Below are 15,877 nucleotides of genomic sequence, written 5' to 3' on the forward strand. Positions count from 1 at the left end.
CCTGATGAGGTCATCATCAGGGCGTGAGATAATCACATTATTTCAACTATTATTGCTACTTCTATTGCCACTCTTGCTACTTCGGGCATTAATTTCTATTTTCGGGTGTCTGACTATGGTGAGTATTACTTCGCACGCTCTTTATTTGCTTCACGCCAGCGCACCACCTGCTCTTTCGTAATATCATCTTTATAACAAAGCGGCGCGGCACCGCCTTTACGACTCCAGGCGCTACGTCCGCCACAGCGCCTGCCATTTTTGTCCGAACTATATGGGCAGGCACAATTTCCCGAATAATCGGCTATCGATTCTTCAATCATGATTTGCCTGACCTGATTATCATTCAACCGAGTATTTTTTGCGCCCACCGTGGCGGTAAATAAAAAACATGACATACATAATAATTGGAAAAAATACTTTTTCACGACGCTATCCTCGTTCATAAAATGCCAGATTCGAATTCAGAACCCGAAGTATTAATCATAGATCGCTTTCTTCAATCCGCAGGAGATAAGTCAAACAGTGTGAATTTTTCCCGGTAATAATCTGTCGTTATGGGCTAATACCATCCTGAATTCGGCATAGCGTCAATTCACCGCCAAATACAGCGCCGGTATCGATATACTGCACATTCCAGCATCTCAGGATCTGACGCAATGGTGTATGCCCGAACAGAAAACGGTCTGCACCGATAATTGGTCCGCCGATACCCGCCATCGCCCGGCTGACACGCTGTCGGCTCCATAACACCTGTGTCCAGGATAGCGGCTGACCATACTGATAGCGTTCCGCCGGGTAATCGGCATGAGCCACCACGGTGCGTTTGCCGGTCACAGTCTCAATCTCGATGACATAGGGCAACTGTGCCGCCTGAGCCAGCAACTGCCGTGCCAATGCCTGACGCTCGCCAGTCAACCGGAAAAACCAGTCGCCGCCATTGGCTCGCCACAGGGCGATGCGCCCGGTATCGTTAAGTGCGTCCAACGCCATTTGCTCATGATTGCCGCGTACCGCACAAAACCAGCGCTGCTGCAACAAATCAAGACAAGCGAGATTTTCGTCCCCGCGGTCAATGATGTCGCCTACGGATACCAGCAGATCTCGGTCGGTATCAAACCCAGCCTGTTCCAGCGTTACCATCAGTTGCTGATAGCACCCGTGTATATCGCCCACGACAAAAATATGACGCCAGTCAGCGCCTGTAATGCGCTGATAGGTTGGCGGTTGTTGGTCGCTCGTCATGTTGCCGTCTCCTGTCGATTCGATGTATTTGCCTGATCGATGCATTGCGGCCCAGATACCTGCGGTTGAGATAGATTCAGTACAATATGCAACACGCAAAATAGGCAACAATTACAATGTACGGTGAGAAGTTAATGTGCAGCAATGCGGTTCTCTGTGTTCGATGTGGGTGTGTATGTCCGAAATAATGTCCCAGCGTATTCGTTTCATCGTTGCGCTACTGTCAACCGGCATACTCGCCGGCATCGGTGGTCTGTTGCTGGCGCTGTTGCTCCATGCCATTCAACATCTGGCCTATGGTTATAGTTTGGACCATATCATTAGCGAAGAAAGTTTTTTACAAGGCGTCTCGGCAGCAGAACCCATCCGACGCGTTATTGTGTTGCTACTCTGTGGTCTGGTAGCAGGACTGGGGTGGTATGCGCTCTATCGCTATGGTCGTCGTCTGGTGAGCATTACCGCGGCATTACAGGCAGAAAAGCCAGATATGCCGGTAAAAGAGACGATAATCCACGTTCTGCTACAAATTACTACCGTCGCGCTTGGGTCGCCGCTGGGACGAGAAGTCGCACCGCGAGAGCTGGGAGCATTGGCTGCCACCCATCTCTGCCATGCGTTGCGCATGACCCCGGAGGATACCCGGCTGTTGATAGCGTGTGGCGCCGGGGGTGGACTGGCGGCAGTCTATAACGTACCGCTTGGCGGCGCGCTGTTTGTGGTTGAAGTCTTGCTGGCGCGAGTTCACATCAAAACCAGTTTGGCGGCGCTGTTGACCTGCTCGCTGGCGGCGCTGGTGGCGCGCATCGGTCTGGGCGATGAATATCAATACCACCTCAGCCTGCCGCTGGATGTCTCCGGCAACCTGACCGTATGGGCGCTGCTCACCGGGCCACTCTTCGGGGGAGTCGCCTGGCTGTTCGTCCGCCTCACCCGTCATGCCCGCCAACACTCACCACAAAACGCCCGTCTCATCATTACCAACCTGCTCAACTTCGCATTGCTGGGTTTGCTGGTCATCATCCTGCCGCAACTGGCGGGTAACGGCAAAGGCCCGGCAGAACTGAGTTTCACCAACCAGTTGTCGGTATCCATGGCGTTGTTGCTATTAGGATGCAAGGTGTTGGTGCAATGGAGTAGCCTGCGCGCTGGCGCTCAGGGCGGCTTGCTGACCCCCGGTCTGGCCAACGGTGCATTGCTGGCGATAGCGTTGGGCGGCATCTGGTCGTGGTTCTTCCCACACAACCAGCCGGGCGCTTACGCCGTCATTGGCGCAGCAGCGTTTTTGGCAACCTCAATGAAAATGCCGATCACCAGTCTGGTGTTGATCATTGAACTGACCCGCATCAACAACGATTTTTTTGTGCCGATGGCGCTGTGTATTGCCGGAGCGGTCAGCACTAATGCGCTGATTGAAAAAAAATACCGTGATTGAAAAAATGTGCGTTGATTAAAAGAACGCACATTGATTGAACGAATGACATCGAGTGAAAAAGCAGTGGCGGCCTGCTGACCAGGTCCCTGGCGTTGGCTCGTCAAACCGTGCGGCGGATTGCGTACCGCTCATGGTGATGTGAGCGTTTTCACCTTGCTGATCTCATCAAAGTAAAGCATGGAATTGGCGATGCTCTGGCGGACATTCACCAGCGTATTACGCACCGCCACCAGCCGTTTTCCCTGCAACATCACTACAAACGGCGAATCCTCCCTGACAGCCTGCTGCAATCGCAGATAGATGTTGCGTCGCATTTGTGACTCGCACTGCACAGCCGCCGCTTTGGTCAACAAACTCAACTCAGGGATGACCCAGCCTAATCGGCTGACCAGCGTACCCGGCCCACCCGGAGGGTTAAAGGTAAATGCACTGGCATTACTGTTAGGGTCGATATAATCCGGTCCCCAATAGGTGAAGACCGCCTGGAAACGGCCACTACGCATACGCATCCAGAGTTCACTCTCCGTCACTGCCTGCACATCTATACGAATATCGGCACGGGAAAAACTGTCCTGCAGCGCCTGCGCCACCTCAATATAAGGCGGTTGATTGGTTACCAACAGCGTAAACCGGCTGCCCGGCGCTATCCCGCCGTCACGCAGCAAACGTCTGGCTTTCTCCACATCAAGCCGGAACGGCTCTTCTTGCGACGCGCCGTCAAACCCCCACGGCAGGAAATTCTGATGCCCCCAGAACTGATCCTTCAGCAACCGATGGGCAATACTATGATAATCGACTAGCCAGCGTGCCGCCTGCCAAAAGGCGGACTGACTCAGGAAGGGAGCGGTGTTACTGCGAGTATTAAAGCCCAGATAGTAAATCTTAAATCCAGGCGTCATGCTCACAGTGACACCCGGTTGATGTTCCAGCGCACTGAATTGATCCGCACCCAGATCGTAGGCCACATCAACATCGCCCTGTAACAACAACAAGCGGCGTACACTAGGGTCGGAGACATCTTTCAATATCACCTGCGCCAGTGCAGGGGGGCGACGCGTGTATGGGTTACTCTCCAGCAACAGCGCCTGCTGAGGCAGATAATGGCGAATGCGATAGCTGCCGCTACCCGCCGAATGGCTCTTCAGCCATTTATTGCCAAAATCGCCATGCTCGCTGTGTTTTTCCACTACCTTGCCGTCAACAATCAGTGCGACGCTCGCCGATAACAAGCGCAATGCCAGTTCGCTGCCAATATCACTGGTCCAGCGAATCTCCAGCGTATGATCGTCGATTTCCCGAAATTGCGTATCGATATTACCGGGCCTCCATCCCAGTTCGTTCAAGATAAACACAGGTGTTTTGTTAAGTTTTACTGATCGGGTCAACGAATAAATGACATCGTCAGCCAGTACCGGGTTGCCGGAGGCGAACACTGCATCGGGGTCGAGAGTAAAGATCAGGCTTTTTCCATCCTGGCCTTCGCGCCAGCTGAGCGCCAGATCGGGGTTCAGTTGGGTCGGCTGAGTGCGATCAATCGCCACCAACCCTTGATAAAGCGAGGTAAGACTACTGTTGCTGACGGTTTCAAAACTTTCCGCCGGGTCAAAACTGATAATGCCATTCAGAGAAACCGCCACCACTAACGTATCATCTGGTGTAGACGCACTCGCCGGTGGGCTGACCATCAAGATTAGCGTCAACAGAATGGCACACCATGCCTTCATCATCTCTTCCTCACTATCAACGCATCAGCTCAACATCGGTTTGCCGGAAATCCGCTTGCGCCGCCACATAGCTACATAGTAACACCTACCATTTCACTCAACGTGGTTGCAGCCTGCCGTCCTGTATCCACACCATGCGGTCACACATATGTTCCATCACATTGCAATCATGGCTGATGATGATAATGGTCAGATCGTCCTCTTCCCGCCTGCGGTTTAGCAAATTGAGGATGCGCGCCTGCCCCACCGAATCCAGCGCTGATGTGGCTTCATCCAGCAACAATAAGCGCGGACGCAGCAACAACGCACGTAATAGCGCCGTCTGCTGACGTTGCCCACCCGATAGTTGATGCGGATAGCTATCCAGCAGGTAGTCAGGCAAGCCAACCTGTCCGGCCCCCTGCGCCAACCGCTCATCAATGTCCGTGAGTCCCATCAGCCGCAAAGGGTCACCCAACGTTTTACGCAGGTTGCGACGCGGATGCAACGAGGCGTAAGGGTCCTGAAACACCATCTGTACCTGTCGGCGTAACGTCTGCCCGAACGACTGGCCCGGCAACACGGACTGTTCAAGTAGCGTCATCGTCCCCGACCAATGTGGATTCAACCCTGCCAGCATCCATAACAATGAGGACTTTCCGCTACCGGACGGTCCGGCCAGACCGAAGCACTCCCCAGTCACTACGTTAAAACTGGCTTGATGCACAACGTCATGACGCTGACATCCTTGCCAATGCGCCACACTCACCTGCTGCAAGACAACCGCCATGGACTCATGCATCACACCGCGCCTCTGGTTCGTCCGGCGTTATCGGCAGGATCTGTCCATGAGTATGCTTACCTGGCCGGGATTGCCATAACGCCCTGGTGTATGGATGCGTCGCATCCGGCAGTTGCGACGCAGTCAGGGCATCCACCACATTTCCCTGGCGCATTACCAGGATGCGGGCGCAATGGTGTACCACTAACGGCAAATCATGACTAATCAGCAGTAACCCCATATGATGCTCGGTCAGCAAATGGTCAAGCAGCGACAGCACCTGTACACGAGCTTCCTGATCCAGCGCAAAGGTACGCTCGTCAATAATCAACAGATCGGGACGGGTAATCATTGCCATAGCCAGCATGACCCGCTGCGCCATACCGCCGGAAATCTGGTGGGGATAACATGCCAGCACCCCGCCAGCATCCGCCAGACCGACCGCATTAAGGCTCTCCAGCACTCGTTCTTGTCGTTCACGGCGCGAAAACTGTGTATGCAGCCGCAGCGGTTCCTCTATTTGCCAACCGATAGTGCGCATGGGGTTAAGCGCGTGCTTCGGCCCCTGCATGACCATCGCTATACGCCAGCCACGCCACTGTCGCCACTGCCGTGGACTTAACTGCAGCAAATCTTGCCCGGCCAGTTCCAGTCGTTCAGCCTGCATCCGGCACTCATGCGGCAATAACCCCATCAACGCCCAGGCCACCAACGACTTTCCCGACCCTGATTCTCCCACCAGCGCCACCCGTTCACGTCGCATACTGAATGATAGCGGCTGCACCAGCGTCTGTGAGTTACCGTGATGGCGTCGGATCGACAAATTTTTGACATCAAGCAGCCAGGGTTCAGTGTTTGTCATAACGAGGGTCCAGTCTGTCGCGCAATACGTTGCCTAACAGATTAAAGGTCAGACTGGTGAGGAAAATAGCTAATCCCGGCATAGTGGCAACCCACCACTGTTCCAACATCACGTTGCTTCCTTCCGCTACCATCGCGCCCCATTCTGCCATCGGCGGCGGCGCCCCAAATCCAAGAAAACCCAGACCGGCAGCCGCCAGAATCATATTTCCCGGCGTCATGGCGGCCCGCGCCAGCACGCCGGGCAGACACAATGGCAGCACATGACCGTACATCAATCGCCACCCGTTGATGCCCTGCATCCGGGCAGCAGCCAGAAACTCGCTGTTACGCAGCGCCATAGTCTCAGTCCGCGCCTGACGCGCAAACTGCGGCCATGCCGTCAACGCCAGAGCCAGTGCACCATGCAACAATTCTGGTCCCAGCACGGCTACCAGCGCCAACGCAATCACCAACCCCGGCAATGCCAGTATGATGTCCGTAAACCGCATCAGTAATTGATCGACCCAGCCACCCAGATAACCGGACCCCACACCGACCAACAGGCCGATAGGTATGGTGATGACAAGTATCAACGCCACCATCATCAACGCGGGTCGGGTACCATAAATCACTCTTGATAACAGGTCACGACCAAAACCGTCTGTTCCCAACCAATGGTCCGGGCCAGGAGGCTGTAAGCGCTCCATCATATTTTGCGTATAGGGATCAAACGGCGCCAGCCAGGGAGCGAAAAGCGCAATCAGCGTCAACAGGCTCAAAATCACTATGCAGATATTGATACCGTTCAGCGCTACGATACCGTTCAACACGATGGTCCGCCGCACCAGCTGACGGTTAGTATGAAATGTTGACATCCACTTCATCGTGTACGGGGGTCCAGTAAAAAAATCAGCACATCAGCCAGCGCATTCAGCACAATGAAGCAAACCCCAATCAACAGCGTTGCGCCCAATACCGCTGGAATGTCCGCGGAAAACAGCGCCGCCGTCAGATAACGCCCCACTCCAGGCCAGGAAAATATCGTTTCGACCAGGATCGCGCCTTCCAGCAAACTGGCATAAGACAGCATCAACACCGTCACCATTACCATTCGAATATTCGGCAAAATATGAAACAGCAGTATCCGTAGCGGGCTGGCGCCCATGGCGTGGGCCAGCGTGACATACTCTTTACCACACTCTTCCAGAATAGCAGTACGCAGCATACGGGCAATGCTGGACATCGACACAAAACCCAGCACGCTGGCAGGAAGCCACAGGTGCGCCAGTGCATTGCGGAACATCGCCAGACGATGGTTCCAACTGTTAAGGTTCCAACTGTTAAATAGTGTGAGACTGCTCGGTAACTCCGCCGGGTACTGATAAATATCATCGAGCCGCCCCGGCCCCGCAGACCAGTGCAACACCGCGTAAAACAGTAACAAGCCCAGCAGGCTAATCCAGAACACCGGTACTGAGTACCCCAGCAATGCCACACATCGCACCAGATAATCCAGCACGCCGCCGGGCTTTAGCGCCGACAGCAACGCCAGCGTGATACCGCCGAAAAAACCGAGCACAATCGCACTGGTCGCCAGCTCAAAGGTGGCCGGAAAGGTACGCAGTAAATCGTCCAGCACCGGCTGCGACGTCGTACGCGACACGCCTAAATCACCCTGCATCAGCGCGAAGAGATAATTCCAGAATTGCCGCCACAATGGCTGACTAAGCCCCAGTGGTTGACTTATCTGACCAGAGATCGTGTCACCGGCATATCGAGCTGTTACAGGAAAAACCTGATCGACCGATGCCAGATGGGTTAGCAGAAAGGTAAAAAACAGCAGGCCCAACAGCGTCAGGCACAATGAAACAACACCACCCAGCACTTTACCGGGACGCGCCGCAGTTCCCCATATCTGTTGGTAAAATGAACTCATTAACGGTGGCCTTGTTACCGAAATGACAATCCGATGTCATGATAATACCGTATTAATATAATACTATATTGAGATGTTCATATAACGTGATAATCGCATCCTGCGATAATTAAACATTGTGGCAATCCGATGTCGTGATACACGTCATGGTATCACTACTGCCGCCAGACCGATATAGACAGTCAGGCCTCGGTCTGCGTATCCGCGTTGTCAGATGACTTCCCCCGCGGTGAGCATCAGGATGCGGTCTGGGCCGAGCCAGCCGATAAGTTTTGTTGAAGTTCGCGCACCCGCTGCGCCAGTGCGCTCAGGCTTTCGTCCGCCATACCGTAATGATTCAGCTCCTGTTCCAACGCGAACAAATATTGGGCGTTGGTGCCCAATGGCCCACTGGCGCTGGCAATCAACGGCGCAATACTCTGTATGCATGTATCGGCTTCCAGCAGTGGATGTTCAGGATTGGTGACAAATACCAGTGCGGTAATCGGCTCACCATTTTGACAACGCAGCTCGCACCATAACGGTCGATAACAGTCGGTCAGCATTTCACGCTTCCATAACAGTTCCAGCTCGTCGCGTAGGGTAGCTTCAGGTAAGCGATAGGCCAGGCCAGTGGTTGCACCTCCGGGTTTCAACCCCAACATGCGGCCTGGCTGGCTGTGCGTGCCGCGGCCAGCGGTGAGGCGTAAGCAAAAGGTGCGATGCCAACCGTTGAGCGTAGCCAGGCAAACCTCTTCAGCATCAAACACTGGGTTCCACATCAATGAACCGTAGCCAAATACCCATACGGGGCTTTGATCAGGGCGGGATGCCAGCGTACACGCCAGCGACGCCTCACGCTGTTGAGGCGTCAACAGCAGCGATTCATCGATTTTGCCAAACGAAGTTTTACAATCTGCTTTTTGTAAAAAGTCACGCGTCAACACTGCCTACTGCCCTCACTAAAACGCTTACCACACGGCGCACGCCTTACTTATTTTGGCATTTTGGCCGATCAGCAACCCCATAATCAATGCAGGTATTGCTTATTTCTACGGCAAAATATCATTAATCTTTATCAGAATTGTGCTAAATGCCCAGGCGATGTCTCATCTCACAGCAAAATATCGCCTGGCTGGATGCCCCTGTAGGCAGAGGCTGCGCGTTTCTCCCGTGTATCGGCGCGGCCTTGCCGCTCGCATTCATAAGAAAATAACTATCATCCCTGATTTATTATTCAGTTACCCTGAAAATAGCACTATCTAAAAAGTAAAATACGTTATTACTTGGTAAATAAATAAAAAATTTTTTCCTATTTAAGAAGATAAAAGTAAAACCATAAAAATATCCCGTCAGACCTTACGATGTTGGGGTACAAGTGGGGGGTAAACCACAATGCAGCGACGATACGTCCGGAATGGCGAGGAAAACCCATACGGGTGAAAAAACCATACGGGTGACATGACAGGATTTCAGGCACCAGCCCCGAGCTTAAGACACATAGCGCTGAGCACTCAGAACCAACGATGAACCCACTATAGAGACGATTATTTTTAGATGGCACGAAGGAGGTCCAGCCATGCCCACATCCCCTGACGCGGTGAAAACCCGTCATCACGAATATACGTTGATTTTTCCGCTGCTGGCGCTGCTGGTACTGACATTATGGGGCGATACCCGTAGCCTGTCAGCCATGGTTGGCATCAACCTGCTGGCGCTGGTGGGCATCCTTGCCAGCGCCTTCAGCGTCGTGCGTCACGCTGATGTGCTGGCTCACCGGCTGGGCGAACCGTATGGATCGTTGATCCTCAGCCTGTCGGTGGTAATTCTGGAAGTGAGCCTGATTTCGGCGCTGATGGCGACCGGCGACGCCGGGCCGACGCTAATGCGTGATACCCTCTACTCAATTATCATGATAGTCAGTGGCGGTCTGGTCGGCTTCGCTCTGCTATTGGGGGGCCGCAAGTTCGCCACCCAGTACGTTAATCTGGGCGGTATCAAGCAATACCTGATGGCGATCTTCCCGCTGGCGGTACTGGTGCTGGTCTTCCCTGCCGCACTGCCGGAAGGCAATTTCTCTGTAGCGCAATCCATCATCATCGCGTTGATTTCAGCGATGATGTACGGCGTCTTCCTGTTGATTCAGACTCGCACGCACCAGAATCTGTTTGTCTACGAGCACGAAGACGACGGCGACGACGGCGATCCGCACCATGGCAAGCCTTCCGCCCATCGTTCAGCCTGGCACGCTATCTGGTTGCTGGTCCATCTGGTCGCGGTCATTGGTGTCACCAAGATGGACTCACCACAGTTGGAGGGGTTGCTGGAGGCGATGAACGCCCCTGCCCAGTTTACCGGCTTCCTGGTGGCACTGCTGATCCTGTCGCCGGAGGGACTGGGCGCCATCACCGCCGTGCTGCGCAATCAGGTACAACGTGCCATGAACCTGTTCTTCGGGTCGGTACTGGCCACCATTTCGCTGACCGTACCCGCCGTCACGCTGATCGCCACCTTCACTGGCCGGACGCTACATTTCGCACTCGACATGCCGCACATTGTGGTGATGCTATCGGTATTGGTGTTGTGTCAGATTTCGTTTTCTACTGGCCGCACCAATGTGCTCAACGGCAGCGCGCATCTGGCGCTGTTTGTTGCTTATCTGATGACTATCATGCTGTAAGTGTCAGCGCCCGTGCCGGTATGGTCGTTCAGTGCTACCGGCACGCCGCGCTACTACCGCGTCGCAATACCACCGATTTATGCAGCAGGCTGCTGCGTTTTGTCTGGAAAAAGCCTTTCCGTTGATTTACCGCTGGATCTGCGTCAAAAAACAGGCGTATGGTATCGGCTTTGGACGGTGTCCTACCGTGGCGGCTGCATTTTTCATGCTCACTTCTTCAGCAGACACCGCAGGCGGCACATGCCCTGGTCGTGACGGGCCGCTATCGACCCGCCTGTTTTTCATTGCCTGGTTCTTGTTTTCCATGAAATCACACCGAATTAATGGTATCAGACCGTTCAGCGCGCTGATTGAAGCCTGCTGGCAGGAAAAGTACACCCTGTCGCGTTTTATCCATGATGTTATCGCCGGTATTACTGTCGGGATCATCGCCATCCCGCTGGCCATGGCGCTGGCTATCGCCAGCGGCGTCCCGCCGCAGTACGGGCTTTACACTTCGGCAGTCGCCGGATTGGTGATCGCACTATGTGGCGGTTCCCGCTACAGTGTTTCCGGCCCTACCGCGGCATTTGTGGTCATTCTCCACCCGGTGTCCCAGCAGTTCGGACTTTCCGGTCTGCTGGTCGCAACCCTGCTCTCCGGCCTGTTTCTGTTGCTGATGGGGCTAGGCCGCCTGGGCCGCCTGATTGAATATATTCCCTTACCGGTGACGCTCGGTTTCACGTCCGGTATTGCCATCACCATCGCCACCATGCAGGTCAAAGACTTTTTCGGCCTGACCATGACTAGCGTGCCGGAGCACTATGTCGGGAAAGTGGCGGCGCTGGCACAGGCAATGCCCACGTTGAACATCGGCGATACGCTGATCGGCGCGACCACCCTGTTGGTGCTGATTGTCTGGCCAAGACTGGGCTTTCGTCTGCCCGGACATCTCCCCGCGTTGCTGGCAGGCACCGCCGTGATGGAGGTACTGTCATCGTTTCATATTGATGTGGCGACCATCGGCTCGCGTTTCAGCTACCTGCTGGCTGACGGTAGTCATGGACAAGGCATCCCGGCGATTCTGCCGCAGTTTTTACTACCGTGGAACATTCCTGCGCCGGACGGCCACACCATGACATTAAGCTGGGAAAGCCTGTCCGAACTGTTACCAGCGGCGTTTTCCATGGCGATGCTCGGCGCTATTGAGTCGCTGCTGTGTGCAGTGGTGCTGGACGGCATGACCGGGCGCAAGCACCATCCCAACAGTGAACTGATTGGACAAGGCATCGGCAATATGGTGGCGCCGTTTTTCGGCGGCATTACCGCCACCGCAGCGATTGCCCGATCCGCCGCCAACGTACGCGCCGGCGCCACCTCGCCTGTCGCCGCAGTCATCCATGCCCTGCTGGTGCTGTTGTCTTTGCTGGTGCTGGCACCCTGGCTCTCTTACCTGCCGCTATCGGCTATGGCTGCACTGTTGTTGCTGGTCTCCTGGAACATGAGCGAGGCGCATAAAGTGGTAGATATTCTGCGCCGCGCACCGCGAGACGACATGCTGGTGCTGGTGTTGTGTATGGCGCTCACCGTGCTGTTCGATATGGTTGTCGCCATTACGGTAGGAATTGTGCTGGCGTCATTACTGTTCATGGGCAATGTGGCGCGCATGACCAAACTGAGCGAGCTGCCGGGCACCATTGCGGAGCAACGGCTGGTGCTGAGAATTAACGGCCCACTGTTTTTCGCTGCGGCGGAACGTCTGTTCAATGAGCTGATGGAACGCGCCCGACCTTACCCCACTATCATCCTGCAGTGGGACGCCGTCTCGGTACTGGATGCAGGCGGCCTGAACGCATTGCGCCATTTTGTAGCGCTGTTGCCGCCGGAAAAACAGCTGATCATCACCGATATCCCGTTCCAGCCGTTGAAAACACTGGCCAGAGCCAATGTTACGCCAATAGCCAACCGGCTGGGTTTCTACGCCACGCTGGAACAAGCGCTGGCGGAAACCCTGCCTAATCACGATGATCTCAATTGATGAGTACTGACCGGCTTGCGCATGATGCGGGCCGGTCCATCAGACCCAACGGTTCAGCAAAGCAGTTCAGGCGACGCTATCGACGCCGCGGATCGCACTGAAAGACACTCCGCATGTTGGCTCAACGCCAGTTCATATTCGTGGCAAGCCAGCTTTATGATTTGCAACTGCTCGCCTGACAACGCATACGGCAGTTGGATATCCAGCTCCGTCACCCCTTGCTGGCAGGCCAGTGTAATCAGACGAGAAAGATTGGTTTCATCACTGGCTTGAGTAGAAAGCACCTGCATCGCCCGTTCCAGCAGATTATCCTTGCCGGCGACCCCGGTCACCTCAGGAGATTTCGTGACCATGCCGAAGATCGGCATGACGCCATACAACGCGTCGATGAAACTCCAGCGTTTGCGGCACAGTGCGCCAAGGTACGCAGTATAATCAATACACATCCTTTCAGAGGAGCCATCAGGCCCAGAGTGAGCCTCTTCCATCCGTTATCTCCTTTCCGTTAACCAACCGCTGGCATCACGCCATTTCATCTCAACCATTACAACGTAAAAAGGATTAATAAGGTATAGTGTCTCCCATAATTGTAGAGCGGCCAGTCAAAAGCACAGGTTTTTCTGCTGGCAATGCGATCCAGCGCACCCTACGCTTTCATCGTAGCCCCCCCATGCTGCCAGCGTGCTGTCGGCATGAGCCATAATATGCGTTCTGTTGTGAGTAGGATGTCATGTATAAAGTTGTTTTTGTTGAAGATGATCCAGAAGTCGGCAAACTGATCGCAGCCTATCTGGGCAAACATGATATTGATGTACGTATTGAGCCACGCGGTGACAACGCGCTGGCATTCATCGAAGAACAACAGCCCGACCTGGTGTTGCTGGACATCATGTTGCCCGGCAAAGACGGTATGACGATTTGCCGGGAATTGCGCCCGCGGTTCGCCGGTCCCATCGTTTTGCTCACCTCGCTCGATAGCGACATGAACCATATCCTGTCGCTGGAGATGGGCGCCGATGACTACATTCTAAAAACCACGCCGCCGGCGGTGCTACTGGCCCGCCTGAGATTACATTTTCGGCAGTACGCCGCTGCGCCGCTGCCAGCGGCAGAGAAAAACGCGCCGGAAAAAACGCAAGTGCAGGTACATAAATCGCTGCACTTCGGCCTGTTGTGCATCGATCCGGTTAACCGTGACGTCACACTGGCGGACGAGAATATTCCACTTTCCACATCAGATTTCGACCTGCTGTGGCTGCTGGCCACCCATGCCGGACAGATCATGGATCGTGAAGCGCTGCTTAAGGCATTGCGTGGCGTCAGTTACGACGGGATGGATCGCAGTATCGACGTTGCGATTTCCCGACTGCGTAAAAAGCTGTACGACAACGCACTGGAACCGGTGCGTATCAAAACCATTCGCAACAAAGGTTACCTGTTCGCCCCTAACGCCTGGGAGACGCTCACGCCATGAAAAAACTGTTCATTCAGTTCTTTCTGCTGTTGTTCGCCAGTTTTCTGGTGATGACCTTGCTGGTGGGGCTGGTGTACAAAGTTACGGCGGAACGGGCCGGACGCCAGTCAATGGATGACCTGATGAAAAGCTCACTGTACCTGATCCGTAACGAGCTACGCTCCATTCCACCGCGCGAGTGGCACAAAACCATCAACCAGATGGACCTCAATCTGTCGTTCAAATTGCACATTGAACCCATCAGCAAGTACCGACTCAGCACGCAGGCGCAACAACGGCTGATTCAGGGGGAAATCGTCGCGCTGGACGATGAGTACACGTTTATCCAGCGTATTCCGCGCAGCCACTATGTGCTGGCTGTCGGTCCCATTCCTTACCTGTTCTTTCTGCACGAAATACGGCTGGTCAACCTGTTGTTTCTGGCATTGATTGGTCTGTCGTTGGCGTTGCCGGTGTTCCTGTGGATGCGCCCACACTGGAAAGCGATGCTGCAACTGGAAAGCGCCGCGCAACGGCTGGGAGATGGTCACCTGGAAGAGCGCACCCACTTCGACAATACCTCCAGCCTGTTTCGTCTCGGTGTGGCATTCAACCGCATGGCCGATAACCTCAACCAATTGATTAACAGTAAAAAACAGTTGATCGACAATATCGCCCACGAACTGCGTACACCGCTGGTTCGACTGCGCTACCGGCTGGCAATGAGTGACAATCTGACCGATGAAGAACAAGAAGCCATCAACCGCGATGTCGGCCAGTTGGAGGCGCTGATCGATGAACTGCTGACCTATGCCCGCCTCGACAGGCCACAGGTGACGCTGCATCTGGAAGAGATCGACCTCCCGCTATGGCTGCAAAAGCGTGTCGAGGATTTCCGACTGGTGCACGATAACAAACAGATCGATCTGGATGTAGCGAGCGATAACGGCTTTGGTTATGTAGACCTTCGGTTGATGGAAAGGGTACTGAACAATCTGGTCAATAACGGGTTGCGGTTCTGTCAGCAACGCCTGCGCATCGGGCTGACGCTGGACCAACAAACGGCCTGCCTGCAAGTGGAAGATGACGGTCCGGGCATTGCGCCGCAAGACCGCGAACATATTTTCGAACCCTTCATCCGTCTGGAAGCCGGCATCGAAAACAGCAGTGGCGGCTGCGGCCTGGGGCTGGCGATTGTTCACGCTATCGTGCGCGCCTACAACGGCACCATTGAGGTAGACAGCAGCCCGCTGGGTGGTGCCCGTTTCCTGTTTCACTGGCCGATTATCGAACATAAACCCTCGTCAAACGCTTTGCCTGCGAACCTTGTACAATCCGTTACACGCGGAAACCAAACACTCACAGATCGTTAGCTTAGGTTCTCTTATGCTTCAGTCATCGGCTCCCACTGGGGTTCGAAACGTAAACTGGATAATGAGGAATTTACGATGAACAAATTTTTAGTAATGATCGCAGGTGCGGCTCTGGGTCTGTCCTCTGTAGCTTTCGCAGCTGGTACCACTGCTGCTCCGGCTGCCGCTCCGGCAACCGCCGCTGCTCCAGCTAAAGCCGATGCCGCCAACGCTGACGCCACCAAAAAACCGGTGAAGAAAGTTGAGAAAAAAGCTAAGCAGAAAGCTCAGGCTGCTAAAAAACACAAAAAAGCCAAGAAACCTGCAGCCCAGAAAGCACAGGCCGCTAAAAAAGTAGCTAAGAAGAAACCCGCTCCGGCTCAGAAAGCTCAGGCTGCCAAAAAACACAAAAAAGCCAAAAAACCTGCTGCCCAGAAAGCACAGGCCGCTAAAAAAGTA

15 protein-coding genes are annotated in these 15,877 nt (G+C 54.3%); 6 read left to right on the plus strand and 9 right to left on the minus strand.

Annotation, left to right across the window (positions count from 1 at the left end):
- Positions 1 to 125: 125 nt before the first annotated feature.
- Both Dpoa2040_RS16760 and Dpoa2040_RS16765 read right to left on the minus strand, forming a co-directional pair.
- Complete coding sequence (locus Dpoa2040_RS16760) at positions 126 to 425, minus strand: hypothetical protein (protein ID WP_042873941.1); 300 nt, start codon at positions 423 to 425, stop codon at positions 126 to 128.
- Between the two features lie 127 nt (positions 426 to 552).
- A complete protein-coding gene (locus Dpoa2040_RS16765; protein WP_168641984.1) occupies positions 553 to 1,242 on the minus strand; it encodes a metallophosphoesterase in 690 nt (229 codons plus the stop codon).
- 175 nt (positions 1,243 to 1,417) lie between these two features.
- Between Dpoa2040_RS16765 and Dpoa2040_RS16770 the strand changes: the two genes are divergently transcribed.
- Complete coding sequence (locus Dpoa2040_RS16770; protein WP_168641985.1) at positions 1,418 to 2,674, plus strand: chloride channel protein; 1,257 nt, start codon at positions 1,418 to 1,420, stop codon at positions 2,672 to 2,674.
- A 128-nt stretch (positions 2,675 to 2,802) separates the two neighbouring features.
- On the opposite strand, the gene Dpoa2040_RS16775 is transcribed toward Dpoa2040_RS16770, so the two are convergent.
- The 6 genes from Dpoa2040_RS16775 to Dpoa2040_RS16800 form a co-directional block, all read right to left on the minus strand.
- Positions 2,803 to 4,398: an ABC transporter substrate-binding protein gene (locus tag Dpoa2040_RS16775; RefSeq protein ID WP_168641991.1), complete on the minus strand. Its 1,596-nt coding sequence runs from the start codon at positions 4,396 to 4,398 to the stop codon at positions 2,803 to 2,805.
- A 97-nt stretch (positions 4,399 to 4,495) separates the two neighbouring features.
- Positions 4,496 to 5,179 carry an ABC transporter ATP-binding protein gene (locus Dpoa2040_RS16780; protein ID WP_042870930.1) on the minus strand — a complete coding sequence of 228 codons (684 nt, stop codon included), beginning with the start codon at positions 5,177 to 5,179 and terminating at the stop codon, positions 4,496 to 4,498.
- Positions 5,172 to 6,020 carry an ABC transporter ATP-binding protein gene (locus Dpoa2040_RS16785; RefSeq protein ID WP_168641986.1) on the minus strand — a complete coding sequence of 283 codons (849 nt, stop codon included), beginning with the start codon at positions 6,018 to 6,020 and terminating at the stop codon, positions 5,172 to 5,174. Before Dpoa2040_RS16785 ends, Dpoa2040_RS16780 begins: the two co-directional genes overlap by 8 nt.
- The gene (locus Dpoa2040_RS16790) at positions 6,007 to 6,885 is read right to left on the minus strand and encodes an ABC transporter permease (RefSeq protein ID WP_168641987.1); all 879 of its coding nucleotides are present in this window, start codon (positions 6,883 to 6,885) and stop codon (positions 6,007 to 6,009) included. Before Dpoa2040_RS16790 ends, Dpoa2040_RS16785 begins: the two co-directional genes overlap by 14 nt.
- Entirely contained in the window at positions 6,882 to 7,937 is a 1,056-nt protein-coding gene (locus tag Dpoa2040_RS16795; protein ID WP_168641988.1) for an ABC transporter permease, read from the minus strand. Before Dpoa2040_RS16795 ends, Dpoa2040_RS16790 begins: the two co-directional genes overlap by 4 nt.
- 236 nt (positions 7,938 to 8,173) lie before the next feature.
- Positions 8,174 to 8,863, minus strand: coding sequence for a gamma-glutamylcyclotransferase (locus Dpoa2040_RS16800; RefSeq protein WP_042870939.1), 690 nt, complete (start codon positions 8,861 to 8,863; stop codon positions 8,174 to 8,176).
- Between the two features lie 632 nt (positions 8,864 to 9,495).
- On the opposite strand from Dpoa2040_RS16800, the gene chaA reads away from it, so the two are divergent.
- Together chaA and dauA are read left to right on the plus strand one after the other, a co-directional pair.
- Complete coding sequence (gene chaA / locus Dpoa2040_RS16805; RefSeq protein ID WP_168641989.1) at positions 9,496 to 10,596, plus strand: sodium-potassium/proton antiporter ChaA; 1,101 nt, start codon at positions 9,496 to 9,498, stop codon at positions 10,594 to 10,596.
- A gap of 304 nt (positions 10,597 to 10,900) precedes the next feature.
- Entirely contained in the window at positions 10,901 to 12,613 is a 1,713-nt protein-coding gene (gene dauA, locus Dpoa2040_RS16810; RefSeq protein ID WP_168641992.1) for a C4-dicarboxylic acid transporter DauA, read from the plus strand.
- 53 nt (positions 12,614 to 12,666) lie between these two features.
- Here the strand turns inward: dauA and Dpoa2040_RS16815 are convergent, their stop codons facing one another.
- Positions 12,667 to 13,101 (minus strand): hypothetical protein, encoded by a 435-nt coding sequence (locus tag Dpoa2040_RS16815; RefSeq protein ID WP_042870943.1) that lies wholly within the window; start codon positions 13,099 to 13,101, stop codon positions 12,667 to 12,669.
- 242 nt (positions 13,102 to 13,343) lie between these two features.
- Between Dpoa2040_RS16815 and rstA the strand changes: the two genes are divergently transcribed.
- The 3 genes from rstA to asr all read left to right on the plus strand — a co-directional run.
- Entirely contained in the window at positions 13,344 to 14,087 is a 744-nt protein-coding gene (gene rstA / locus Dpoa2040_RS16820; RefSeq protein ID WP_042870944.1) for a two-component system response regulator RstA, read from the plus strand.
- A complete protein-coding gene (rstB, locus tag Dpoa2040_RS16825) occupies positions 14,084 to 15,439 on the plus strand; it encodes a two-component system sensor histidine kinase RstB (RefSeq protein WP_042870946.1) in 1,356 nt (451 codons plus the stop codon). Before rstA ends, rstB begins: the two co-directional genes overlap by 4 nt.
- Positions 15,440 to 15,514: 75 nt before the next feature.
- Positions 15,515 to 15,877 (plus strand): acid resistance repetitive basic protein Asr (gene asr, locus Dpoa2040_RS16830; RefSeq protein ID WP_168641990.1); only part of this gene is annotated, 363 nt, incomplete at its 3' end.

This window comes from Dickeya sp. CFBP 2040, from assembly GCF_012273755.1.
In the GTDB taxonomy this organism is placed as follows: Bacteria; Pseudomonadota; Gammaproteobacteria; order Enterobacterales; family Enterobacteriaceae; genus Dickeya; species Dickeya poaceiphila.

What these genes read in the sequence shown, in the direction of transcription:
- rstA (WP_042870944.1), top strand. Translation starts at nt 13,344, where the DNA reads ATGTATAAAGTTGTTTTTGTTGAAGATGATCCAGAAGTCGGCAAACTG.
- Dpoa2040_RS16785 (WP_168641986.1), bottom strand. Translation starts at nt 6,020, where the DNA reads ATGACAAACACTGAACCCTGGCTGCTTGATGTCAAAAATTTGTCGATC.
- Dpoa2040_RS16790 (WP_168641987.1), bottom strand. Translation starts at nt 6,885, where the DNA reads ATGAAGTGGATGTCAACATTTCATACTAACCGTCAGCTGGTGCGGCGG.
- Dpoa2040_RS16815 (WP_042870943.1), bottom strand. Translation starts at nt 13,101, where the DNA reads ATGGAAGAGGCTCACTCTGGGCCTGATGGCTCCTCTGAAAGGATGTGT.
- Dpoa2040_RS16775 (WP_168641991.1), bottom strand. Translation starts at nt 4,398, where the DNA reads ATGAAGGCATGGTGTGCCATTCTGTTGACGCTAATCTTGATGGTCAGC.
- dauA (WP_168641992.1), top strand. Translation starts at nt 10,901, where the DNA reads ATGAAATCACACCGAATTAATGGTATCAGACCGTTCAGCGCGCTGATT.
- rstB (WP_042870946.1), top strand. Translation starts at nt 14,084, where the DNA reads ATGAAAAAACTGTTCATTCAGTTCTTTCTGCTGTTGTTCGCCAGTTTT.
- Dpoa2040_RS16795 (WP_168641988.1), bottom strand. Translation starts at nt 7,937, where the DNA reads ATGAGTTCATTTTACCAACAGATATGGGGAACTGCGGCGCGTCCCGGT.
- Dpoa2040_RS16770 (WP_168641985.1), top strand. Translation starts at nt 1,418, where the DNA reads ATGTCCGAAATAATGTCCCAGCGTATTCGTTTCATCGTTGCGCTACTG.
- chaA (WP_168641989.1), top strand. Translation starts at nt 9,496, where the DNA reads ATGCCCACATCCCCTGACGCGGTGAAAACCCGTCATCACGAATATACG.
- Dpoa2040_RS16765 (WP_168641984.1), bottom strand. Translation starts at nt 1,242, where the DNA reads ATGACGAGCGACCAACAACCGCCAACCTATCAGCGCATTACAGGCGCT.
- Dpoa2040_RS16780 (WP_042870930.1), bottom strand. Translation starts at nt 5,179, where the DNA reads ATGCATGAGTCCATGGCGGTTGTCTTGCAGCAGGTGAGTGTGGCGCAT.